Annotated in this window: 19 protein-coding genes; 2 read left to right on the top strand and 17 right to left on the bottom strand. The window is 52.6% G+C overall.

Annotated features, from left to right (window positions below; translation table 11 throughout):
• The first annotated feature begins 60 nt into the window (after positions 1–60).
• Positions 61–1635, top strand: coding sequence for a hypothetical protein (locus D4L85_RS22235; RefSeq protein ID WP_119756373.1), 1575 nt, complete (start codon positions 61–63; stop codon positions 1633–1635).
• 69 nt (positions 1636–1704) lie between these two features.
• Positions 1705–2934: an acetyltransferase domain-containing protein gene (locus D4L85_RS22230; protein WP_119756372.1), complete on the top strand. Its 1230-nt coding sequence runs from the start codon at positions 1705–1707 to the stop codon at positions 2932–2934.
• 11 nt (positions 2935–2945) lie between these two features.
• Here D4L85_RS22230 and D4L85_RS22225 read toward each other — a convergent pair whose 3' ends face one another.
• The 17 genes from D4L85_RS22225 to D4L85_RS22140 form a co-directional block, all read right to left on the bottom strand.
• A complete protein-coding gene (locus D4L85_RS22225) occupies positions 2946–5354 on the bottom strand; it encodes a TonB-dependent receptor (protein WP_119756371.1) in 2409 nt (802 codons plus the stop codon).
• Positions 5355–5397: 43 nt separating this feature from the next.
• On the bottom strand, positions 5398–6042 hold the full coding sequence (locus D4L85_RS34495) for a hypothetical protein (protein ID WP_160143914.1): 645 nt from the start codon (positions 6040–6042) through the stop codon (positions 5398–5400).
• A gap of 406 nt (positions 6043–6448) precedes the next feature.
• Positions 6449–6817, bottom strand: coding sequence for a nuclear transport factor 2 family protein (locus tag D4L85_RS22210; RefSeq protein ID WP_119756368.1), 369 nt, complete (start codon positions 6815–6817; stop codon positions 6449–6451).
• A 447-nt stretch (positions 6818–7264) separates the two neighbouring features.
• Positions 7265–8314 (bottom strand): NAD(P)-dependent alcohol dehydrogenase, encoded by a 1050-nt coding sequence (locus tag D4L85_RS22205; RefSeq protein ID WP_119756367.1) that lies wholly within the window; start codon positions 8312–8314, stop codon positions 7265–7267.
• A gap of 48 nt (positions 8315–8362) precedes the next feature.
• Positions 8363–9514, bottom strand: coding sequence for an efflux RND transporter periplasmic adaptor subunit (locus D4L85_RS22200; RefSeq protein WP_119756366.1), 1152 nt, complete (start codon positions 9512–9514; stop codon positions 8363–8365).
• Positions 9511–12738, bottom strand: a complete 3228-nt coding sequence (locus tag D4L85_RS22195) for an efflux RND transporter permease subunit (protein WP_119756365.1) — start codon at positions 12736–12738, stop codon at positions 9511–9513. Before D4L85_RS22195 ends, D4L85_RS22200 begins: the two co-directional genes overlap by 4 nt.
• A gap of 2 nt (positions 12739–12740) precedes the next feature.
• Entirely contained in the window at positions 12741–14189 is a 1449-nt protein-coding gene (locus D4L85_RS22190) for a TolC family protein (RefSeq protein ID WP_160143913.1), read from the bottom strand.
• 224 nt (positions 14190–14413) lie between these two features.
• Positions 14414–15397, bottom strand: a complete 984-nt coding sequence (locus D4L85_RS22185; protein WP_119756363.1) for an aldo/keto reductase — start codon at positions 15395–15397, stop codon at positions 14414–14416.
• A gap of 85 nt (positions 15398–15482) precedes the next feature.
• Positions 15483–16385: a helix-turn-helix domain-containing protein gene (locus D4L85_RS22180; RefSeq protein WP_119756362.1), complete on the bottom strand. Its 903-nt coding sequence runs from the start codon at positions 16383–16385 to the stop codon at positions 15483–15485.
• A 312-nt stretch (positions 16386–16697) separates the two neighbouring features.
• A complete protein-coding gene (locus D4L85_RS22175; RefSeq protein WP_119756361.1) occupies positions 16698–17894 on the bottom strand; it encodes a glycosyltransferase family 4 protein in 1197 nt (398 codons plus the stop codon).
• Positions 17887–18879, bottom strand: a complete 993-nt coding sequence (locus tag D4L85_RS22170) for a polysaccharide deacetylase family protein (protein WP_119756360.1) — start codon at positions 18877–18879, stop codon at positions 17887–17889. The genes D4L85_RS22175 and D4L85_RS22170 overlap by 8 nt, the downstream gene beginning before the upstream one ends.
• On the bottom strand, positions 18876–20108 hold the full coding sequence (locus D4L85_RS22165; protein WP_160143912.1) for a hypothetical protein: 1233 nt from the start codon (positions 20106–20108) through the stop codon (positions 18876–18878). The genes D4L85_RS22170 and D4L85_RS22165 overlap by 4 nt, the downstream gene beginning before the upstream one ends.
• Positions 20109–20111: 3 nt before the next feature.
• On the bottom strand, positions 20112–21101 hold the full coding sequence (locus D4L85_RS22160) for a GNAT family N-acetyltransferase (protein WP_119756358.1): 990 nt from the start codon (positions 21099–21101) through the stop codon (positions 20112–20114).
• An 83-nt stretch (positions 21102–21184) separates the two neighbouring features.
• The gene (locus tag D4L85_RS22155; RefSeq protein WP_119756357.1) at positions 21185–22171 is read right to left on the bottom strand and encodes a GNAT family N-acetyltransferase; all 987 of its coding nucleotides are present in this window, start codon (positions 22169–22171) and stop codon (positions 21185–21187) included.
• 91 nt (positions 22172–22262) lie between these two features.
• Positions 22263–23363, bottom strand: a complete 1101-nt coding sequence (locus D4L85_RS22150; RefSeq protein WP_228450575.1) for a glycosyltransferase — start codon at positions 23361–23363, stop codon at positions 22263–22265.
• Positions 23364–23411: 48 nt separating this feature from the next.
• Entirely contained in the window at positions 23412–24515 is a 1104-nt protein-coding gene (locus D4L85_RS22145) for a glycosyltransferase (RefSeq protein ID WP_119756355.1), read from the bottom strand.
• Positions 24512–25633, bottom strand: coding sequence for a glycosyltransferase family 4 protein (locus tag D4L85_RS22140; protein ID WP_119756354.1), 1122 nt, complete (start codon positions 25631–25633; stop codon positions 24512–24514). The genes D4L85_RS22145 and D4L85_RS22140 overlap by 4 nt, the downstream gene beginning before the upstream one ends.

The raw sequence follows: 25633 nt of genomic DNA, 5'->3' as shown, positions 1-25633 counted from the left end.
TACCCACCCATTCTGCGTCTCTGGCAGGGAAATAATTTTTTGAAAAACCCCTAGCGAGCTATGAAAAGATTACTGACCCCCTTTGTCTTCCTGTTTGCCATCTTGTATGCCCTCCTAACCCTGCTTCTTTTTTCCTGCAGGACGGAAGAACGGGTTGAGCCCATCATCGGCAAACAAGTGTTCTCGTTTTCCGAGGTCGAGCGAAACAGCGGCGCGGCAGACGAGACCACGACGCCAGCCTTTGTGCTGCTCACGCTGAAAGACAGCCAGGGAAATATGCGGGAGAATATATCGCTTTCGCTGTCGCCTTCCGGTCAGGGGTATCAAAGTGCGGGGCTGGACTTGCCCGCAGAAAACTATCAACTGCTTGAATTTGTCATCATAGATGGAGCCCATAAAACCCTCTACGCGACGCCCAAGGAAGGATCGGCATTGGCGCCCTACATCGCCAATCCTCTTCCTTTGGGTTTCGTCGTGTCTCAAAAGGGTGTCGACGCGTTCGCTCCACCGGTGCTCGGAGTGACGCCCGACGACACCCCCGGAGCATTCGGCTACACCAGCTTCGCACCGGGCGGAGCAGGCAATAGCGACGTGATGCTCATCAAATCAAATGTTAAAATGGACATCGGCGGTGTGCTCTATGAGAATGTGGATGCGCAGATCCACGTCAATGGCTATGATGCGAATAATGTATTGCAGTGGGAAAAGGACTTCAACTTCGTTGGCCCTGCCGATAACCTGTTGGAGGTTAAAAAAGGATTTCATCATTACAGCATCGCCCTGGTGGACAAATGGGGAACGAACGACATCCAGTCGGACATACCCGGTGAAGTCTTTTGGGATGGACGGGCTGATGGTTCGCTTCCGGTTACCTATGTTTTGGTGGGATCGAAAAAAGCAAAAAAACTATCGAGCTATATCCTGTCCAATGAAGTCAGCGCTGCGGGCGGAGGCACGACCTATCAACCCAACTTGAAAATTGAATTTACCTACACGGTCGGAGGTCACCTGGATCAGATCCATCACAAAACCTACAACCCGGAAACCGCACAGTTCGAAGAAACCACGACCGACACCTTCCTCTATGAAGGCGATGTTGTATCCGAGATAACGAGCGTCATGAGCGGGAGGCCCTATGCCGAATACCAGTATCGCTATGGCGCGGAAAATATAATAACCGAAACGTTGCACTATGCCAAAGACCTCGTGGGAACCCAAACTTCCAAAACGGATAGTGAGAACAACCGCGTCAACGTAGCGTATAGCTATTCCAACGGTGGAGCCTTCTCGTATACTTTTGATTTTCGTTATAAAAATATCGTCAGCGATATCACTACCAAGGGCCAGGTATGCAACACGGGAAGCTACGCGTACGACAAAAACATCAATCCCTTCCGGCACCTCGGCTATATGGACTTCGACTTGCAAAATTGGCCGGCCAACAACAAAGTGGCCGAAGACGTCCACTATTTCACTTGCGGATTCCCCTCCATCGTTCCAGTGACACACGTCTATACGTATGACTACGATGGCTACCCGGTGACCAAGATCACGAGCTACAAAAAAGGAAACCCCGATGATCAGACCAATCCGGATTTCTCTTTTCACACCAAAGTAGAGTTCACCTACGAATAGGTCACGCTTTTGCCCACACCCGGGCACTCGCCTTTCACGGATTGACGTCTCGCTTTATCATTTTAGTTTATGACGACACTGGAAAATTTTAGTCGGACCTACAGCGTCGAATCGATCGGCCGGGTCAATAGAGTCGAATCGATCGATCTGCTGCGGGGGATGGTCATGATCATCATGGCCATCGACCATGTGCGCGACTTGTTTCACTTCGACGCATTTCTCTATAGTCCGGAGGATCTTACACGCACCTCTGCCGCTCTGTTCTTCACCCGGTGGATCACACACCTTTGTGCGCCAACCTTCATCTTTCTTGCCGGCACGTCGTCTTATTTTGTAGCGAAAAGAAAAACAAAAAAAGAGATGACCGTCTTCCTACTGACCCGCGGCCTTTGGCTCATCGTATTGCAGTTGACGATCGTCCGGTTTGGGTGGCACTTCGATCCGCTTTTCCGTTACAACGGAAGTTCCATCATCTCCATCATCGGCTGTTGCATGATCGTGTTGGCAGGCCTCATTCATTTGCCCTTATCCGCTATCTTCTTTTTTGGACTTGCCCTGGTAGTGGGTCACAACCGCCTGGACCACATCGCTTTTGCCAGTGGATCCACAGCAGACGTCGTTTGGTCATTCCTGCATGTGTCGAAGGTGTTCGACCTGGGGCATGGCTACCGGTTCTCTTTGCTTTATCCGCTGATCCCCTGGGCCGGGGTGATGTCGCTGGGCTATTGTCTCGGACGGTGGTATGACGCTGATTTTACTTCTGACAGGAGACGGGAACTGCTCCTGACGTTGGGTGCGTTGAGTCTTTTCATTTTTGTTGGACTGCGGCTTATCAATCGCTATGGCGATCCCCTCCCCTGGAGCGTGCAACCCGAATGGCCTTTTACGGTGATGTCTTTTTTTAACTTGGAAAAATACCCGCCGTCGTTGCTCTACGTGTTGGCAACCATTGGCATTTCATTGACGTTGCTCGGCCTGCTGGAGGGCAAAAAGGTGACTGCCTGGAAACCGGTTTCGCTTTTTGGCAAGGTTGCCTTGTTCTATTATGTGGCACATATCTACCTGATCCATCTGCTGGCCATGATCGCCGCCGTGCTCACCGGATTTTCCTGGCGCTCCATGATCTTTTCAGGAGCCGTCGCCAAGGGCAATCCGGAGCTCGTGGGTCACTACGGCTTCAGCCTTCCCCAAGTGTATATCTTTTGGATATCGGTGGTGCTGCTCCTTTACCCGCTTTGTGTTTTCTGGAACGACCTCAAGATCCGGAACAAAGAAAAATGGTGGGTCAGTTATGTCTAAGGTCAGCCATCTTAGTTGCTGACCCTTCGCCGTTCTTCATCGGATCCGGATTTCAATTTCGCCGCGGCGATCTTCCGGCTCCCCAGGTTTCTTTTGTAGGTGAGCCTGACGTATTGATTGTGAAAGTCGTATTTGAAATAAGCGTCCACGTAGTTCTGCGGTGAGTTGGTTTTGATCCGCCAGTAGTTCGTGTATAGAATATCGTCCATCGCCAACGTCAACGTGCCGTTTTCACCCAACTTCTTTTGAACACCCGCGTTGAGCGACCCCTGTGGCAGGTATACCGCGATGCCCGATAACTGGGTGGACTGATAACTTCCCGAGATCTCGATCGCAAAGTCGCTTGGCAACTTGACGATGCTCACCACATTCAGGTTCACACCAAACAAATGCTTCCTGACATCGTGTTGCACGGGCGCCGCCTGGGCAACCTGATACTGCAACGTCACACTGCCTTGCACTTCCCACCACGGTGTTATGCTCAGCGAGTAAGAATTGGTGAGTCCAAGGGTATTTAAATAGTCCAGATTTTGAGCCCGGTAGGTTAGCGTGTTGGAGGCCGTATCGATTTCTGCCTGATACGAATTGATCTCCCTGCGGGAGTGTGTGTACTGCAGGGAAACGACCCACTGCTTGGCATGAAACCCCACCTTGACGGCATCGGCCACCGCGGGCAAAAGCGACGTGTTTCCACCCGAGAACGTGTTTGGTCCCCAGAAGAATACATAGGGCGCCATGTCGTTGAACGTCGGCCGGGTGATCCTTCTGGAATAGGAAAACTGGATGTCTTTTTCGACATCGAGATCTTTCTTCACAAAAAGCGATGGAAAAAAATAGCCATATTTTCTGTTGATCACATCCTGTTCGGCCGGTGTGCTGATGTTGGTGTGCGTGTATTCATACCGGAGACCGCCCGTGATGAGCCATCGTTTTTCGGGTTGCCACTTGGTGGAGACGTAGGCGGCTCGCACAGTTTCGGAAAGCGTGGCGTGGGAAGAAAAAAACGGATCCACGTCCCACGCGTCCCCTCCCAGCCATCGCCGCACCACAACATTGTTGTCGAGACCTGATGTCACGCCTTTGATGCCCGCGTCGATGGTCCAGGCAGCAGAAGGTGAATACTGGTAGTCGGCTTTGCCGATCAGAAAATGGATGGGTGTTGTTTTGTCCAATGCTATCCGCGAAGTTTCGCTGACATGATCGTGCTCATCGAGCAAGGCGTTGTCGTAGAGCGATGGATTGTTGTTGTGATAATAGAGATAATCAACCGAAACATTGAGATCACTTTTCGGGTTGATCTTTGTCTGGTAGGTCACTCCCAGGGTTGCGCTTTGCCATATGTTCGACTCCTGGATGTTCGTTTTGGTATTCCGCATCGCATCGGCCGTCAGGTGTGCTTCGTCAAAGGCCAGCGCGGTCAATTCCCAATCACTCCGGTAAGCGGTCGCGCCCAGGCTCAGGACCGAATGGGTTGTTGGTTTCCATTCAAAGCCGGCGTTCAGGTTTTGTTGTGTCGTCCAATTCTCGCGGTCGCTGCGGTCGTTGATCGTCACGGGGAATCCATCGCCGAGCGACTTTCGCACCATCGTCATCGCGTGCCAGTTGTGATTTCTTAGCCAGGAGTATTCCAGGAACCATGCCGTCTTTTTTGCGCGGTGGTTCAGCGCAAAGTTAGCTCCCAACGTCTCCGCACCCCGGTATCCCAGCGTCAATCCGAAGGACCCGTTTGTGCCGAGGTCTTCATTGTTTTTCATCACGATATGAATGATCCCTCCGTTTCCCTCGGCATCATATTTTGCCGGTGGCGTAGTGATGAGTTCGATTTTCTCCACGTTCGATGCGCTCATGCCATCCAACATCTGCACGACTGCATCCAGCGGCATTTGGACTACTTTATCGTTGATCATAATGCGCACACCGGTTTTTCCATTGATCGCGATACTGTTGCTTTGCCGGTTCACCACCACGCCCGGTGATTTCTGGAGCACTTCCAGAAGCGTGTTGCCCGAGGATGTGATGCTGCTGGCCACATTCACCACAAGCCGGTCGGTTTGCTGTTCAAAAAGCGGCTTGTCGGCCGTGATGGATACTTCATCCAATGCGGTTGCTGATTCTTCGAGGACGATGTCGGGTATGACCAGATTCTTATCGAGCGTCATCAGGGGCGATTGAAATTTCATATATCCCACCATCGAGGCGGATAAAAAATAATTCCCCGGCGAAAGGTTCTCAAAAACAAACGATCCTGTATTTTCCGTCATCACACCTTTTACCACAGCCGAGTCCTGGCCGAGCAGGAGTACGGTGGCAAAAGGTAATGCCTGTTGACGGTCGATGATTTTTCCTTTGATGGTGAACTGGCCAAAGCTGCTGATCAGGGGGCACAGCAAAGCCAAAAAGAACAACTTGATTTTAAGCATAGAGGGTTTTGATTTTTATAGATTCTGTAGGACAAGCGAACGATCACTCGTCATCCATTTTATTTTTGACCAGGAACGCTTTGTAGGCCGCGCGATACTCCGGAGTGTCGGCCAGGGAAATGGCATATTCATAAGCGGTGAGCGCGTCGATCAATAGGTGGTGCTCTTCATAGAATACAGCACGTGCCAATTTGCCACGGGCGTTTTCTTCTTTGATGATGCTGGGTTCGGCAGTGATGAGCTTGTCGATGACCGCACGAGCTTTCGTTGAAAGTTTCTTTACCAGGTTGGGTGGAGACTTGCTGTTACCATTTCCTTTGATCTGCACCTCTACCAGGAGCGCGTCGGCATTGGCTATTTTCGGGTTTCTCCAATCCACGTCGATGCTGTTTGCTGACGTTTCTATTTTCAGCAACTCCTCATCGAAAAGGTCTTTGAGGGTGACGTTGTAGAGCATTCCCGTCGCTGCTGATTTCCAGCGAATGATGAAGGTGGGGTTGTATAGTTCCGCATGCTCCTTATCGGGCAAAAGGACTTTCACGGTTTCCGGGTAGGACTGGGCACAAGCGCTGTGCAGACAAAACGCGAAGAAAAGGACGAGCCTTTGGCGGTGCAACAAGACATCAAGGTGCAGGATGCGTCGCAAGGGATCGTGCAAAGCGCGACCGGGATGAGAGGGGGTTGTCATTTTTTGAAATCGTAGCGGGGCTAGCGCTTTTGATACGGCTCAAAAGTAGCGTTCACACCAGCGTCGTGCTGGTAGTCTGGTTGCGAATGGAGATATTCTGGTTGCTGGGTGAAAAAATTGTGGCGGCGGGCTTCCGGCCAGGGAGTGCTCCAGGAGACGAGGGGGCCTTGGGAAGATGACGGATTATTTCGACGGTGACGAAGCGCTGGCCAGGCTTATACTGGCTTATCTATGACGTATCTATGGCGTATTCCGGGCTTAGACCCGGACGGCAACGGTCTCACACCGGAGTACAACGGGCTTTGGGGAGATTGCGGTTGTTGGGTTTCGCCGAGGTTAGTAAAACTTTGCAACCTTATATTTTTTGACTCAATTGTTTTGCAGGTGGGAAGCACATAGCACGGAACTATTTCTTTTGTTCCAGCACGGGACGTGGATCGAAGACCACCTTGAACCAGCTGATCTTCCCATTTTCCACGCGGTACCAGCCGCTGCAGAATACGGTGACGCCCGACATGGTGATGTCGTAGAAAACGCTGACGTCGGTGATATCGGAAAAGGATTTTTTGATGTCGTATTTGAGGCGCATTTTTTTCATGTCGGCGATGTAGGCGTCGGCTCCTTCACGTGTGCCGAGCACGCCGGTGAAGGTCATGGTGTCGTGGAGTTGATCACGGGCGGTGTCGAAGTCTTCATCGTTGAGGGCCTGGATGAAGAGGAGCACTACTTCGCGGGCGGTGGCGGGTGAGATGAGGATGTCGTTTTCTTGGATCATGGCGGTTGGGTTTATTAACGAAGATACAATATCATGCCATGATCCGGCGGGCGGGGTGCTATTTGTTTCTTTCGCGATAGAGCATTTGTTATTCTGTGAGGCTTCTGTCGGGATGTGTTTCAACGGCAACGGCTGAGTATATTTTTCTACATCGGGGATGAAGGCCCGCGATTTGCTTTCGGTTACCGGCCAGGGATAGTAGTGGAAAGCCCGAAGTGCGTAGGATCAGGCGTTGGGCGGACTTGGAACGGATAGCCCGACCCGAGGTCTCCGAGGGGGGCCGCCAAATGCATTTAAACCGCCTCACCTTCGCTAAAGCTACGACGGGCTAGTCGGCGGGCCCTCCTTCGCTGAAGCAAGCAAAGAAAATACAAAAGGCACAAAGCACGTGGGAATATCCTTTCGTGCTTTGTGCCTCTATTGCTTTTGCGGACGCTTAGTTGAGTCCTATTTTTTTAGTGATGCGAGATCGATCACAAACCGGTACTTCACATCGTTCTTCAACATACGCTCGTAGGCTTCGTTGATGTAGGGCATGTCGATCACTTCTACATCGGAAACGATGTTGTGATCCGCACAGTAGTCCAGCATCTCCTGCGTCTCCGGAATACCGCCGATGAGGGAGCCGATGATGTTGCGGCGGCGCATGATGAGGTCGAAGGCGGGAATGGCCGACGGTGTGGGCGGCACGCCAACGACGATCATGGTGCCGTTGGTGTTGAGCAGGTTTAGGTAGGTGCTGTAGTCGTGCGGTGCGGAGACCGTGTTGAGGATGAAGTCAAAGTGATTGGTCAGGGACTTCATTTTGTTTTTGTCGGATGTCAGGGCGAAGTGGTGCGCACCTAATTTTTTGGCGTCGGCTTCTTTGGAAGGCGAGCTGCTGAGCATAGTGACTTCGGCGCCGAAAGAGGCGGCGAACTTTACGGCCATGTGGCCCAGTCCACCCAGCCCGAGCACGCCTACTTTGTGGCCTTTGCCTACGCCCACGTGGCGCAGGGGCGAGTAGGTGGTGATGCCGGCGCAGAGCAGCGGGGCTACGCCTTCGAGCGGAAGTTTGTTGGATACTTTAAGAGTGTAGTCCTGGTCCACGACAATTTGTGTGGAGTAGCCGCCATAAGTGGGTTTCTTGGTGATGCGCTCGAGACCGTTATAGGTTGCCACCATGCCGTTGTCGCAGTACTGCTGCAAGCCTGCCTGACAATTGGGACACGTGCGGCAGGAGTCGACGAAACAGCCGACGCCGGCGAAGTCGCCTGCGGCAAACCGCTTTACGTTGCTGCCCACTTTTGTGACGCGGCCTACGATCTCGTGGCCCGGCACCATGGGGAAGATGGAGCCGCCCCATTCGTCGCGCACCTGGTGCAGGTCGGAGTGGCAAACACCACAGTAGAGGATTTCGATTTGTACGTCGTTCACACCCACATCGCGCCGGTCGAAATTGAAAGGGGCGAGAGGTGCCGCAGCGTTTTGAGCTGCGTATGCTTTTGTTGCGATCATGTTTGGGTTTGGGTTTTTAGGAAATGTATGGATTCGTTCTTCTCTGTCTTACTTTTGTTGGGCTACCACTTTCACACCCGGCACTGTTGATCCATTGCGGATCTCTTCGCTGGCAACCCGCACGAGCTGATCGCCCGGTTCCAGTTTGCCATAGATCTCGGTCAGGCCATAGGCCGAGCGACCTAACTCAACGTCTACCCACTCGACGGTGTTGTCTTTGATGCGGATGACAAAGATATTTTCCGCTGCATTGACCACGGCCGACTTGGGCACAACGAACGTGCTGTCATTCTTGTCCAAGGGAATGGTGACGTCGGCGATCATGCCGGGGAGTAATTTTTTGTCTTTGTTCATCACATCCATCTCCACCCGTTCTGCGCGCAACCGTGTGTCGAGCGCGCCGGCGTGACGGGTGATCTTGGCGTGGAAAGTTTCGTTGCTGCGGGCTTTCACTTTAAAGTCCACGTCGTCGCCAGTGGCCAGGTAGGACGTGTAGGCTTCGGGTACAGAGATCACGAGGCGCATATGTTGTTGCTCCTGCAGCGTGAACAATGGTTTTTCAGAACCCTTGCCGGCAGGGCCCACGTTGGCACCGGGGTTCACATTACGGGCGCTGATGACGCCGCCAAACGGAGCGCGGATCTCCAGGTAGTTGCGCGTGTTCACGACTTCATTTTGGAAGGCGGTGGCCGATGCAAGCTGCTCATAGTCTGAGTTCATTTTGGCACGAGCCTGATCCAGGTCGTTTTGTGAAATGGTGCCCGGGGTCTTGCTGGTTTCGAGCAAGCGTTCGTAGTTGGCTTTGCTAGCTTGATATACAGCCTCCTGCGATTTCTGACGCGATGCCGCACCGTTGAGCCGCGAGGTGATCTCGGGCGCTTCCAGCGTGGCCAGCAGTTGACCCTCTTTCACTTCCGTGCCGACGTCGACATAGATCTTTTTCACGAAGCTGTTCTCGCGCGCATACAGGTCCACTTGTTGAAAAGAGATCAACTCGCCGGGAATGTGCAGGGAGGTGGCCAGCTTTTGGCGTTGCGCGGAAAGCACTTCCATTGCGGGCGCGGGAGCTTCTTTTTCGGGTTTGCCCGCCGATGCGCCACACCCCACGAGGACGGCCGAAGCCAGGGTGATGGCCGCCAGGCTGGTGAGCACGGCAAAGCGATTAAAATGTATGGTTGGGTGGTTCATAGTCTGTCTCATGACGGGATATAAAATTTACTGTCTTTGTCTTCAGGATCGAGGGATACGGATTGTGTGGTGGTTTTTCCTTGCACCCAGGCAAACACGAGGGGCAGCACTACCACAACGGCTACGGTAGACGCCAGCAACCCGCCGATCACGGCGCGTGCCAACGGGGCCACCTGGTCGCCGCCTTGTCCATGGCCGATCGCCATGGGGATCATACCCACCACCATGGCCACCGTGGTCATGAGGATGGGGCGCAACCGCAGGGCTGCTGCCTCGCGGGCCGACAACAGCGCGTCGCCGTTGTGCAGGCGCAACTGCTCGGCGTTGGTGATGAGCAACACCGCGTTGGCGATGGACACCCCTACCGACATGATGATGCCCATATACGATTGCAGGTTTAGGGTGGAGCCGGTGATGAGCAACATGCCTAACGCCCCCAGGATCACGGCGGGCACAGCGGTGAGCACCACGGCCGATACCTTAAAGGACTGAAAGTTTGCGGAAAGCATGAGGAAGATCACCACGATTGCCACCAACAGACCCGACTGTAAATTGTCGAGTGTTTCGGTGAGCACCAGGCTGAGCCCGATGGGTTCGATCACCATGCCGCGGGGAATCTCGCCCAATCCTTGAAGGGCCTTCTTTACGTCGGCGGTTGCCGTGCCCAGGTCGGTGCCGCGCAGGTTGGCGGTCACGGACAAGGAAGGCAATGCGCCGAGGTTGTCGGCTTCCCCGTAGGTGGTGTCTTGCTCAAAGGTGACCACATCGTTCAGCACGGGACGCGACTGGTTGCGGAGAATCGGGAGCTCGCCCAACTCTTCCACCGACGTGATTTGATTTTCCGGTATTTGAACCTGCACGGCATAGCTCAGGTTTGACGTCTCGTCCAGCCACACGTTTTTCTCCGTATAGCGCGACGACGACGTGGACGTGATGAGCGAACGCGAAATATCCGTCAGGTCCACTCCCAACTGTGCCGCGCGTGTGCGGTCGATGTTGATGTTGAGGGCAGGATAGTTGATGGGCTGCGCGATCTGAACGTCGCGGAGATAATCGATCTCTTTCAGCTTGGCCACTACCTTCTTCGCATATTGTTCGTTCAGTTTTTTATTGCGCCCTACGATGCGCACTTCCACCGGTGTGGGCGATCCTTGACTCAGGATCTTGTCGGTGAGCTCGATGGGTTCGAACGACACCCGCACATCGGGTTGGGTCTCTTTCATTTTGGCCCGGAACCTATCCTTCAATTCGTCCATGTTGCCTTCATACTCCTCATTCAACGCCACTTGCAACACGGCCTCTTGCGAGCCGCTGGTGAACAAGTAGATGGGACTGATGGAAAACAACGGCGCGTGCTGCCCGATGAACGCTGACGTGATGCCGATGTTCTCCTCTCCTACCAAATCCTTGAGAATGCTGATGGCCTTGATCGTTTTTTGTTCCGTACGCTCGATACGCGTTCCATCCGGGGCGCGCAGGCGCACCTGGAATTGACCCGACGTTACTTTGGGCAGCACGTCGCGGCCGATCGTACTCAGCAACGTGACGGCGGCGCCGATGGCCACGATGAGATAGACGGTGACCACCGTTTTACGGCGGACCATGATGTGGTCGAGGAACTCCAGGAAGTTATGACGGAAGCGTGCAAAGCCCTTCAGCTTGCCGTTGCCACCGTGTTCTTGCGCTTCGAGCATTTTCACTTTCAGATCGGCAGCGCTGGCGGCATCAAAATGCACCTCCTCCTCTCCTGCCTTCGGCTTGTGTCCCTTCATGATCCAGTTGGCCAACACGGGCACAAAAGTTTGCGACAGCAAATAGGACGTGATCATCGAAAACGCGATGGCCATCGACAGGGGCAAGAACAGCGAACCGGGGATGCCCACCATGGTGAGCGCGGGAGCAAACACAGCGAGGATACAAAACAGGATGAGCAGTTTGGGGAAAGCGATCTCCTTACACGCATCCCAAATGGCCAATGCCTTGGGCTTGCCCATGTCAAGGTGCTGGTGAATATTTTCAATGGTCACCGTCGATTCGTCCACGAGAATACCGATGGCCAGTGACAGCCCGCTCAACGTCATGATGTTGATGGTCTGCCCAAACAATTGGAGGAACAACACACCGGAAATGATCGACGTGGGGATGGTGAGGATCACGATGAGCGCACCTCTTGGGTCGCCGAGGAACAAGAGCACCATCAACCCCGTGAGGATCGCGCCGATGGCTCCTTCGGAAATGAGGCTCTTCACGGCGTTGATCACATAGGTGGACTGGTCAAATTCATATGACAATTTCACATCGTCCGGCAACTGCGCTTGGAACGTCGGGAGGTTTTGTTTCAGTTTCTGTACGACTTCCCAGGTAGACGCATCGGCCGACTTGGCAATGTTGAGGTACACGGAGCGTTTGCCATTCACCTGGGCATAGCCCGTGGTGATGTCGGCGCCGTCTTCTACCGTGGCGACATCGCCGAGGTAGAGGTTTTGTACATCGCCTTTGAACAACGGGATACGTTCAAAGTCTTTGATCTTTTTGATCTGGTTGTTTGTCGGGGTGATGTAGTTGATGTCGCCGATCTTCATGCCTCCGGAAGGCGCCGATTGGTTGTTCAACCGGAGCGCCTCCACCAACTGGTCGGGCGTGAGGTTGTGCGAACGCAGCAGCTCGGGGTCGGCCTTGATCACGACGGTGCGCAGGTTTCCACCAAAGGGCGGTGCGGCCACCAGGCCTGGGATGGACGTGAACGATGCGCGCACGTACACGTTGGCCAGGTCCATCAGTTCATTGTTCGATCGCGTTTCGCTCGACAACACCAACTGCCCTACCGGCAACGTGGACGCATCAAAGCGGATGATGAACGGTGGCTGTGACCCCGGTGGGAAGATGGCCTGGATGCGGTTGGCAAAGGCGCTCAACTCGGCAGCGGCTTGCGCCATGTTGGTGCCGGGATAGAACGTGATCTTCATCAGCGTGAGCCCTTGCGTGTTGCGCGTTTCGATACTTTTGATACCGTTCACATACAACAGGATGTTCACGTATTGCTTTCCAAAATAAGCCTCCATCTGCGTCGGCGTGAATCCCCCGTACGGGTGCGAGAGATAGATCACGGGCAGGTTCATGGCCGGGAAAATATCGATCTTGATGGAGCGAACGGCGCCGATGCCAAAGAAGAGCAGGCCGGCCACCAACACCAGAATAGAAATGGGTTTGCGAAGTGCTAAGCGTATTAAGTTCATACTTACGGAGCCTGGTTAATGAATAAATCGAAATCACCGGTAGCGGCTGCTTTCAACAGCAACGCTTGCCACACATTGATGTAGGCGACGCTTCGGTCTACCTCCGCCTTGTTCAGTGCCAGCATGGCCACCTGCAAGTCGACAATGGTGGTGAGGCCGTTTTTGTACAAGACTGATTTTTGAAGATAAGCATCGGAAGCGGCGCGGTATTGCAGCGGCACCTCCTGCAAGCTTTGTAAACTGTTGGTGATGCGTTGATCGGAGAAAATGAGTTGGTTCTTCAGCTGGGTATTGATCTGCTCGTATTCGTAACGATACCCTTCGCTGACAAACCGTTGGGCGCGCGCCTGTTGCCGCACCTTGATGGGGCTCACCAGGTTCCAGGCGATGCTCACACCGGCCACGTAGTTGTAGCGCGTAGGATTAACACCCTTGCCATAGTCGGTGGTGTAGCGATCGGGAAACTCCGGGGTGTAATTGTATTGGAAGCCCGAACCCCGCGCCTGATAAACACCAAACAAGTTGACGCCCGGCAGCATGCTGCGCTTGGCCACACGGGCAGCGCTGTTGGCCTGCTCGATGCGTGCCTGGTAAAATTTCACCTGCGGATTGTTGGCCAGTTCCAGCCCGGTGTTAAAGTTCTGCGGCGTGTTTCCCACGAACGTGGTATCCAATGCAAAGGAATCCGCCGTCATATTGAGCAACTGTGCGAGCTGGTTGGTGACCTGTTGCTCGTTGGTTCGCATTTCGATCAGCGAAAGCTTGGCGCGAGACACTTCCGAGTTGGCCAGGGATGAGTCTACTCCCGGGTTGAGTCCCGTCAACGCGCGTGCGCGAACGTTCTGGCGTACGGCTTCAGCACGGCGCAGGTTGGCTTCGGCATTGCGGATGAATTGTTGTGCCACCAGCAAGTTGAGATATGAGCCCGCGATCTTCACGCTGTGAATGAACCGCTCCTGCTCCAGGTCAGCCGAGTCGCGACGCACTTGCGCGTCGGCCAGTTGAATGCGCGACTGTACGCGGCCAAACGTGAACACTTCCCAGTTGGCGTTCACGATATAGAGCGCGCCAAAAGCAGCGTTCCAGCTTTCGTCGCTGTAGACCGGTCCGGCCGACGATACGCCGAGCACCCCTACCGCTCCCAGCGGTCCGAATTGCCCGTTCACCGTGCCATAGTTTTGCTGCACGGAGGCGATAACATTGGGCAGATAATCATTGCGGGCGTTCTTCGACATGGCTTCGGATGCTTCCAGGTATTGCCGCTTGGCTTGAATGCTCTGATAGTTCCGGAGGCCTTCGGTGACCGCTTCCGATAATTTCAATACGCCCGCATCCTGCGCCTGCAGGGAGTGTGGGGAAAAGAGAGACAGGAGACATCCTGCCCAGACTAAAAATAAAAACGCATAGCCCGCGCGTGAGGGCGATACGCCTGTGGTAATCGTTCTATTCATATTGGACGTGCTATACCGGGAAGCAGAACTGCTGTTCCTTTTCGCTTCATCCGGTGGGTGGTGCAATCGTTTTCCGGGATCGTGTAAACTCTTAGAAGGGGGTGTCGATTCGAATGGTGGTTTTCTCCTCTTGATGAACATGTTTAATTTTTCAATACGTGCAGCCGTTTATCACGGACCTTATTCATGCTTTCGGCCCTTTGACCGAACATTTTTTTTGATGGTCAATGGTTGACCAGTTTCATTGATCCTTCGCTATACCGCTGTCCTGTATCCGGATATTTAAGCAGTAAGGCTTCGATGGCTTTCAGGTCGGCCGGCAGCAAATCTACTTTTGTGGCGTCGGCATTTTCCTGGAGATATTTTCTGCGCTTCGTGCCCGGTATGGGGATGATGTCTTCGCCTTGTGCCAGCACCCAGGCTAAGGCCAGTTGTGAAGGCGTGCATTGCTTTTCTTTGGCAAAGGCGGCAAACGCATCTACCAGCTTGCGATTGTTGTCCATGTGCTGGTCGTTGAAGCGCGGCAGTGTTCTGCGGAAGTCATCGGCGGCGAGCTTGTTGGTGTCGGACACAGTAGCCGTCACCAGTCCGCGGGCCAACGGGCTATAGGGAATGAACCCGATGTTCAGCTCACGGCACAGCGGCAGGATCTCTTTCTCCACGTCGCGCGTCAGCAGCGAGTACTCGCTTTGCAAGGCAGTGATGGGGTGTACGCGATGTGCTTTTCGGATCGAGACCGCGGAGGCTTCGGACAGGCCGAGGTAGCGCACTTTACCCTCCTTCACCAGCGTGGCCATGGCACCCACCATTTCCTCCACGGGCACGTTCGGGTCGATGCGGTGTGCGTAGTACAAGTCGATGGTGTCGATCTTCAGACGGCGCAAACTGTCTTCCACCGCTTTCTTCAGGTGTGCGACAGAGCCGTCGAAATACGTGGAGCCATCCTCGCGGCTGCGGAAGCCGAACTTGGTGGCGATAAAGATCTTGTCGCGGTTGGGCACGAGCACTTGCGAGATCAGCTCTTCGTTGTGTCCCTTGCCATACATATCAGCCGTATCCCAGAAATTAATTCCCAGGTCCAGTGCGAGGTGGAGCGTGGCGATCGATTCGGTGTTGTCGATCGGGCCGTACGCAAAGCTCATCCCCATGCATCCTAAACCAACGGCGGATAGCTTTTCGGTTGTGTTTCCCAGTGTTCTGTATTTCATATGCTTTGTATACGACAAAGCTACCCGTGGGGTGGCCCTGAAGGCTTATACATTTCAAACCAATACTTATAAAATTCAAACAATCTTACTGCCGGAAAGAAGTCGGCGTAAGGTGTGTCTGTTTTTTGAAAAAGGTATTGAAGTACGCGGGGTACTCAAATCCCAGTCCGTACGCGATTTCGGAGACGCTCCAGCCCGTATGCTTCAACAATGCCTTGGATTCTTTGATGACCCGTTCGGTGATGTGCTCGGTGGTGGTCTTGCCCGTTACTTCTTTGACGGCGCGGTTCAAATGATTGACGTGAACAGACAGTCGTTCGGCGTAATCGTTTGCTGTGCGCAGCTTCAACACATGATCGGGGGAATCGATGGGAAACTGTCGCTCTAGGAGTTCGATAAATAAAGCGGCGATGCGCGATGAGGCGTTGGCGTATTTAAAATAGGCATCCGCCGGCTGCAGTTTCAACGCTTCGTGGATGATGAGGTGCACGTAGTTTCGCAACAGCTCATACTTATAAATATAGCCCGAATCTATCTCCTGAAGCATTTTTTGGTAGATCTGGCTCAGGTGGTCCTGCTGCTCTTTATTAATAAAGAACACGGGGTTTCCGCCGATCTGAAACAGCGGCGACTCCAGCAGACTGTTGTTCCGGTGTACGTTGATAAATCCTTCGGTGAACAAGCAGAAATAGCCCGCTTGCTTTTCGGATGTGGCCTCCCAGGAATACGGCACGTTGGGATTAAAGAAAACCAGCGCGGTGCGATTGATCTCGATCGCTTTGTCGGCATAGTACAAGATCCCCTCGCCGATGATGAGCGAGATCTTATAAAAATCGCGGCGGTTGTAGGGGGCAAATTTCTTGCAGAATTCGCGCGAGCTAACGTTGAAGTGGCCCAGTTCGTTCTGGACCGCTCCAGGCTCGTCTTCGGGCCGGGCCTTTTGGGGATAACGCTTGTAAAAATCTGCCAGCGTCTCTTTTTTCTGCATGGTTCAAAGTTATAAAATTCAAATAGTGTAATACGAGGGAGATTGATGAAAGGTTAGAACTTATTTCGTGTCGGCGATTTGGCGGGGACTGGTGGCATTGATCCACACTTTTCCCCACCGCTGAGGAGTTTGTTCCACAAAAAGCGAACAACGATCAGGGTAAGGATGGGCGCAAAAAAGGAAGAGGCTTTCAAAACCGTCTGTTCTGAAAGCCTCTTAGGCTTGTTTTCCGAATGAGGCGGATAACGCCACTTCAAATACGATGAAGGTATTGCGAATGGTGTGCCGAATTTCTTAACCTTCGCGAAATACTCACGAACGCGTGGCGGCTTCGGCCATGAGGCGCTCATATTCCCGTTGTATGGCGGTCCATACCTGCACGCGGTCAAAGTGCGTGGCCACGTAGTCGCGGGCTTTTGTGGCAAAGGTGCTGCGCTTCTCCCCATCCTGCATCAACACTTCCATTGCCGCGGCCAGGGCCGTGCTGTTCTTGGGCGGCACGATGAGGCCGGTCGCTCCATCCTGGATGATCTCGTTGCAGCCGTTGATGTCCGACACCACGCAGGGCACCCCGAGCAGGCAGGCCTGCATCACCACGTTCGGGAATCCCTCGCGGTAACTGGGGAATACGAATACATCGGAGGCCATGATCCAGGGACGAACGTCGCGCTGAAAGCCCGCCAGGACCACAGCCTTGTCTTGCTGCAAGAACGAGAGCACCTCCGGCGGCAACGGATCCAAGTCCTGCTCGAAGGGACCAACCAAAACCAGGAACAACCGCGACGCCTTCCCCGTGGAAGCTTGCTTTGCCTTTAGCATTTTAAAGGCCTCCGTTAGCTCTACAATGCCCTTGTCGCGCACGATCCTCCCGACAAAGGAAAAGACCACGTCGCCGCTCTCGATGCCTTGCTGCTGCCGCCAGGTGCGGGCCTGCTCCTCTAAGGCCGGCGTTCGTTGGAAGAATGTGGTGTCGATGCCATTGCTGCTTCCTTTGCCGATGATGGAAACCTTGCGCGGCCTGGTGTTGAGCGACTCCAGCATAAACGTCTTCAAGCCGGTTGAATTGGGATAGACGTGGTTGGCACAGGCGTAGGTGATCTTCTCGGTGAGCTCCAGCACTTTCCGCTTCAGCCCGGTGGCTTCCATGAGGGGAAGGCCGGCCACGGTGTGCATGCGAACGTCCACCCCACACCAACGCGCGGCCATCATGCCGAGCAGACCGGCCTTGGGCGTATGGGTGTGCACGATGTCGGGCTTGATCCGGTGGATGAGGCGGATCAATTTTACGAGACAAACCAGGTCCTGGAGGGGCGTTATTTTCCGGGTGAACGGCAGCATCAGGTGAGGCACGCCTTCTTTTTCCACTTCGGGGATCTCGGGACCGTCGGCGCTGAGCGTATAGACATCATAGCCCTGCTCTTTCATGTAGCGGAACTGGCCTTTCAGCAGAAGATGCAATGAAATGGGGACCGTAGTGATGCGAAGCAGGACAGGCCTTTTGTTATTCATGTTGCGACAAGATAAGGTCTGCGGTCTCGCCCATGGACAGACTGGTCATGCCATAGCGCTCGCGACAGACGGCAAAAGTATCGAGGATGCGCTTCAAGCCTTCCATGCTTTGCGCGGGATAATTTCCAAAGTTATGGGGGTGCCACCACAGGTGATACACCAGCTGCTGTTTCGCCGCACGCTCCATTTCGGTCTGGATGCGCGCGATCTTCATGCTGTTGAGAAACAATTCCTTGGGCCGGTACGGACGCAGCAACCGGCTGGCGGGGATACACAACGGTAGCCCTGGAGTTCTCTTGACGCTGGCCAAGGGATAAGTGTTGGCTTCTCCCACCGGCAAATAAGCATCCAAACCCCGGTTCAGGCGTTTCCACATCGACTCGCCCTGGGTGCTTCGAATGTTCCAGAACCAGTCGCGGGGATTGTCGCGCACGGCGACGAAACCTTGTTGATGACAGGCTTTCAAATATTCTTCGTTGAACTGGTTGCGGGGAAATACGAGCGAACGCAGTTTGGCTCCATGGACCGCGGCCGACTGTTGTGCCGCACCGAGATCGGCTTTGAATTGCTCTACGGTTTGCCCCGCCTCATTGCAGTAGTAATGCGCAAAAGTATGCGAGGCCAACTCTTGTCCGGCGGTTTGCTGGATGCGGTTCACCAGGCTGCCGGCAAAATGAAACGGGTCTCCTTCTTCGTCTTCGCCTATGCCTTTTGTTTTTATATACTGGTACGCCGAAAGTTCCGGTAGCGCATACGTGGGTTTTAACACGGGTATATTTTTTTCCAGCGATGGCTTGTCCGAATGAAAAAGCATGCCCACGGTGGCCCAGGTGACGTGCACATCGTGTTGCTGGAAAAGTTGGAGCATCTCGGGAATGACTTTCCGTGTATTTAGAAAATACTGCCGGTAATTCTCCAACGGCCATTTTTCAAAGCCACCCCAGTGCAGTTCGAAGTCGAGGGAGATGATGAAGGTGGACGTCATACGGAAGGTTTGGGCGTGGTGGGTTGCATCCTGAGACTTTGAGCCTCTCGTTTGAATTTCTTTCTGATTTGCTCTCGTCGCCATACTTTTAACGACTCGTCATCGCGAAATGCCAATATCACATACATGAGCAAGATCATCACCTGACTTTTTTGCCGCATGGCCAGACCCAGATTTCCGGAAATCTGCGCCAGGGCAATCGAGATGGTAATAAAACTTAAAAAGGCGCTCTTGGCCAAAAAATTACCCATGACGAGAAACCTGATTCCCCGAAAACTCCCGATGAGGGTCAGGGATACCATGACATAAAAAACGTTTTCAAAAGAAACGATGATCCCCAGAAGACCCGGGGCATCAAAAAACAATGGCCGGTACAAAAATGTAAAAACCTGGAGGGGCAAACTATATTGACTGATGTCTATACCCGACGTGGCTTTGCTCAGTTCTTTCGCCCGGTTGGACAAGCCGAAACTTTGTGAGACCAATTGCTCTTCGTCTATCCCCACCATGGTGAGCACATCCTTATAGATAAAAAAGAATGCAATGGACGCCCCCACCAGAAAAAGCACCCGCAACGCAATGCTCACGCCTTTGGTAGTAAAAATGAATCCTATAGCCGACGACACCAATACGACCAGCATGACGTGAGGCCTCACGTGATAGATGATGAACGAACCCAAGGCCAAGGCGACGAGGCGAGTGGGTATCTTACTGATACTGTAAAAGAACAATCCAAGCCCCAGAAAAATGATCGACCCTTTTCCAAGCGAAGCGGACCAAAAATGAAGGTTGGGAAGAAAGAATGTGAGCGTCAGCAAATCGTAGCCCGCAAAGGTGTGCTTGAACTTTATATTTTCCTTGAAGAATATGTAGAAGTAGAGGAATCCGTAAAAACCAAAAAGGGAGAATAAAGCCATCATGGCTTCAAACGAAAAACCCATGTATTTTACAAAAGGATACCCGACAAACTCAATGAACGTTGTGCTGGTACCGTAAAAACTTCCCCACGTGTCGCCCCGGAAATCAAGTGTGATCTTCTCGTAGTAGGCCCGTGAGTCGGACGGGTTAAACATGATGTAACCAAAATAGCACAAGCTCAACACAACGTGGTATAGAAACATTCTCTTCAGCAGTCCCGTGTCTATGCCGGGATGGCTTTTCTTCAGCGCGTCGATATGAACAAACGAGATGACGGTGCCAAATATGATCACTAGTATACCTCCAAGCATCTGCTAAAAAAGTTCAAGGTCACCCAAGGAAGGACTCCAGTTTGCAAATCCACCAAAATTCCTTAGGTCCGGCAAGGAAATTTTATGCGTGGTGACGCAGGGACCAATCGATTTCCTTGACAATGCCAAAACACCGCTCACCAGGCGCGCCACATTGAAACTTCCCGAGGTCACAAAATCGATATCATGTTCCACAATCTTTTTCACCAGCACGTTCTTTAAATCTTTCTCAAACCTGGCAGACTCCAGGAAGATATCCGTTATTCTCATCTCTGTTCCGGCATACGTCGACTTCAACCGGTAAAAACACAATGCCTTTGTTCCCTGCATTTCCACACCAATCGCATAATACCGCCCCACGGGCACCTGGGCATATCGCCACTGCAAACTCTGCCGGGTATGCGCTGTGATGATCTTGGAGGGATAGTGTTTTTCATTCATCACCAGCAGTGCGTCCAGATCGGGTCTGGACAGATAATAGGCCACCGAGTTGTGTACTCCCTGACCGGGCTCGAGCGGCTTCCTTTTTCTCAGCACGTTCGTCAGGATCCTAAATGGCCTGATGACTTTTACGTTGACGGGCAAGTGGTCCGGTCTCTCCCAGCCTAACTTCAAATACCCTCTTTTGCTCCTTTCATTGGGAGTGCTGAACAATATATGATACCCCTTCTCCTCACATTTTTTCATAAGCTCCATGGTGAGTTCACCAAAAATGCCATTGCCCTGATAGTCCGGATGAATCACGGTGTCGACGCCGCGCACGGCTTCAATGGGTTCCTCTCCTACTTTCCACTGCCACCGCATAAAGGTACGCACTCCGATTATGTTTTCTTTTTTGACGGCCAGTAAAACAAGAGAATCTCCGAAGGGATTCTCCAAATGCTTCCAACGCCAGTAGCCTTCCGATTTTGGAACCAAGGTTTCTCCCAGTCCGGTTTTTAGCAAATCAATGATTGCCGGGATATCATCTTCGGTTGCGAATCGGGTTTCCATTGTTGGGGGGGTTAAACTTTGGCTCCGCTATAACTTAAAGCATTTGCTCCTTATGTTACATCCTCATACAAATTATTGAACATTTAGAATAATTCGAGGTCTCCTAATGACGGCCTCCATTGATTAAAGTTCCTCAGCTTGTCCATCGGTGCTGCATTCATTTCACGAAGCGTCACCATGGGCCCAATACGCATCTCCAGGTTCGGTACAAGACCTCGCAGCGCCACCGGCTCTTGCGCAGCCGAGAGCGTCATATATTCTGCATCGTGCATTTTCATTCTCTCCTGGAGCAGCGCCGCCACGTCATTTTTATAGGCCGCAGACTCCATGAAAACATCCGTTACCCGCAACTCATTTCCGGCTTTGGTGTTCTTCACCCGGTAAAATGCCGCTGCGCGGAGGGCTCCCCCTTTTTCAATGCCCACCCCAAAGTATTGAGCAACGCTAACATCGTGATATCTCCACTTTAGTGACGCCGGCGAATGGTCGGTGATGATTCCTTTTTGCCCTGCGCGATCGCTAAGCAGTACGTTCTCCAGGTTGTTTTCCTTTAACAGTTCCTTTAGCGGATTGTCTCCCGTGAACGCCCGGCCCTCCCCCTTCCATCCTGCCACGTGCAACATCATCGAGAGCGGCTTCACACATTTCAACTTGACGGGTAACTTCCCGCCTTCTTCCCATCCCATCTTTATATACCCGGGCATACTGCTTTTGTTGGGGGTATTAAAAACAAAATGAAAGCCTTCCTGGCGGCACTTCTCCAGCAAAGTCAGGGTCAGTTTCTTGAAGATGCCTTTGCCCTGGTATTCCGGGTGGGTGGCGGTGTCGACAGCCCTGACGGCCTCAAACACTTCGTTTCCGAGCCTCCATCTCCAACGCATGAAGGCCCGTACTCCCACCAGTAAATCCTTGTCAAACGCCAGCAAGACAGGAGACGGACCAAAGGGATTGTCGACATGTTTCCATCGCCAGTACGCCTCCGACTTGGGCATCAAGTCCTCCCCCAAGCTCAACTTCAACAACACTACGATCGCAGGAATGTCCTGTTCACTGGCCGGCCTAATCTCCATAGTTAGTCTTCCTTAATATGCAAAGTACGATTAATTTTCCTTCTGTCGAAGTCAAAAACCGACCCGATTTTCGGGATTGCCTGGCGAAAAATTATGCCCTTGCACCCGTCTCGAGCGTATAGATCTCCTCCAACTCCTTGACCATTTTTACCATACTGAAGCTCTCCATTACCCTCGTCCGCCCGTTTGCTGCCAGTGTCTTTCTTTTTTCCTTGTTGGTGATCAGCTCCACGGCAAAGTCAACCAATCGAAAAGGGTCGTCCACTGAGCACACCAATCCATCCCGCTCGTTCCGGATCACTTCTTTAATGCCCCCGGCATCGGTGCTGATCACGGCACAGCCCGAGGCCATGGCTTCGAGCAGGGCAATGGGCAAGCCTTCGAAGATGGAGCTCATCATGTACAGATCAAAACTTGCCAGATAGGGACGAACTTCTACCTGAACACCGACAAAGTGCAGGTTGTTTTCCAATCCGTGCTCTGTTTGTTTGATATGCAGGAGTTCTTTTAACGGACCGTCGCCTACGATGATAAAATGGGTATCGGGCTTCTGTGCGAGTATGCGCTTCGCGATGTCGATCCACAGATCGAGCCGCTTTTGAAAACGAAACACGGCAATGGTACCGATCACCGCAGCATGATCGGGAATTTTCAGTGCCGACCGGATGGCCGATGGCTCAAACAAACCTGGAGCAAACCGTTCGGTGTTCACACCATTCAAAACCGTCTGCACAGGTGGACGCAATTTCGGCTTGTGTTTAAGAATCGACTGCTCAACGTCTTCTGACACGGCAATCACCCGGCGGAGCCAGTTCATCGTGGCCAGGTTCATCCACCGCGTAGCAAAATGATATCGCTCTTGCTTATTGTGTTCGGTATAGATAACCGGAACACCCGTCATCTTTCCCACCAGACGGGCCACAATTCCCGCCCAGGGCAAATGCGCGTGTACCAACGCAATCTGATGGTCACGGATATAATTGGCCACGGCCTTGGCCCTCGCAATCAACTGCACGTTATTATTTGCGGCCAAACAGGTTACCCTGGCACCCTGACTGCGAATCGCATCCACCATGGCATCTTTCCACGGCAGGAAATAGATATAGTGGAATTCAAACTTCGCCTGATCGTGCAACCTCAACGTTTCGGGAAGCAACATTTCCGCACCCCCTCGTCCAAGGCTTTTGATCAAGTGTAAGACTTTGATTTTAGGTTGCAACTGATTATGATTTTAAAGGTGTTATCGATTCTTTTCAAGCGCGTCTTTATAGGCTTCGCTAAAGCGATGTGCGATAGCTCGATTGGTGAAATCCCCGGTCACGAGTCGATAGGCATTCTCGGTTACGAGTGCACACTTTGCCTGATCGGTCAACACTTCGCGCGTTGCGTTTAAAAGATCGTTGTCATTGCCGCGCGCTACCAACCAGCCGGTTTGTTCGTTCACCACCACTTCGCTGATCCCTCCCACGTTGGTAGCGACCACAGGCACCTTACAATAGAAGGCCTCGAGGATCACCGCCGGCAATCCCTCAATATTACTGGGCAATACAAAACCGTTGGAGTGCTGAAGAATAGATTGGACGTCGTTCCGATAGCCCAACAACACTATGTTGTCTTTGAGACCCAGTGCTTCAATTTTCTGTTGCAGGGTGGCGCGCAGTTTTCCATCCCCCAGAATTAATATTCTTACGTTTAGCTTTTGCGTGGCAAGGCTAGCCGCCAGTCGAATCAATGCCTCGTGGTTCTTCTCCGGAACCAAGCTGGCGATGTTCACCAGCACCCGGTGTCCCTCAAAATATTTTTTTACATCGGCCGGCAGTTCAGCATCCAGCTTGTGCGGTTCGATACCGATGGGCACCATCCTGGTCCTCGCCGGTGATACGTTATAGGTTTTTATAAAATCGAGACGACACAGTTCGCTCACCGAGATCACGTAGCTGACCTGCTTCACCAAAAAGCCATTGAACATCCGTTTCGACCACGTGTTCACAAAACCACTCACCAGGTTTGCATTCCTGAAAATGATGGGGGCCTTCCAGCGATAAACAAGTTTTGACAATGCAGCCACCTTCAAAGTGTCGCCGGCGTTCGATTGTACGATGTCGGGTTGAAACTCTTCGATCGCGTTCGCAAGTTTCTTCCACCCTGCAAAATCAAAAAAACGCTTTGATAAAGACAGATCAAGGGTTTCGATCTTGTTTCGAAACGGCATGCTTGCATCACCGCTCAGCAATGCGATCATGCGCACGTCATGTCCCTCGTCCAGCAAATGATTGGACAGTTGGCAAGCAAAGATCTCGGCGCCGCGCAGTTGAGGCTTTTGGATGAGTTGCAGTATCTTCATGAGATCTGTAAAGCGTTCAGTATGTGTTCCGCCCGTTTTTTCCAGGTATAATGCCCCGTGAACAGACGCAGCGCATTCCCGGCAAGCGTCGCTCTCAATGCGTCGTCCTGGCTCAGTTGCACGGCGGCGGATTTCCACTGCGCCAGGTCTGCAGGGTCGCACAACAAGGCATTTTGCCCGTGCTCCAAGATCTCGCGAATCACGGGAAGATCGGATGTGATGATGGCCTTGCCCGACGACATGTATTCAAATATCTTCAACGGCGACATCCACAGCGCCAGGTTGTTGGCCCCAGTTTTCTCACTCACTTTTATGTAGGCTGTGTACGGCGCGATGACCGCATCAAACGAAACCACATAGGCCGGAAGCTCCTGCTGTGATTTAAACCCGTGAAAAAAGAGATTCTCCAAACCTTTCGCACGCTCTTTATTTTCTGCGATCTGTTTTGAATTTCCGCCCAGGATGTGGAATTGAATCTGTGGGCATTGTTCCGCCAGGGGAATTAAAATCTCCATGCCTTTTCCTGGGTACAAGCTTCCCACATAGCCAATTTTAAAGGCATCGTTCTTCAGAACGGGCGACGCCGGCGGAAAGGGATCTGCTCCATCGTGTGCTACAAAAATATGATCCTCGGCGACATTGAATGTATTCCGGTAGTAATCCTTAAGGGCGGCAGAGATCACCACCAGCTTCACCAATTTTTTGTGATGGACGATGAAGCGAAACATCTTTTTTAGTCTTGTGCCTTTGCCTTCGAAAGGTTCGTGCACTTCAAAGGCCACGGCTTTCCCGAAAAGAAGCAAGAAATATGCAGCAGTGATGGAGCGCGTATAGATCAGATCAGCCTGCAGACCCAGGACACGCCAGCCTAAGCTAACATTGTAGTAGGCACCCGATCCCTTAAACGCCTTTGACGGGAAGACTCTCAACTGAAAGTTATTCTTTACGGCATAAAACCGGTGAATGTCCGTCACATCCTTCAGACACGCCGTTGTATTCTTTCCGATCAGCTCTACTTCGTGGCCAAGCTCAGCAAACGCCTGACACATCTTCATCACGTGAATGCTGTTGGGGCTGGATGAAGGTATGGCCGAATCGGATATATAAATGATCTTCAT

The organism is Chryseolinea soli, from assembly GCF_003589925.1.
In the GTDB taxonomy this organism is placed as follows: Bacteria; Bacteroidota; Bacteroidia; order Cytophagales; family Cyclobacteriaceae; genus Chryseolinea; species Chryseolinea soli.
The sequence above is the reverse complement of the archived record's forward strand: the minus strand, read 5'-3'. Positions and strand labels throughout refer to the sequence as shown.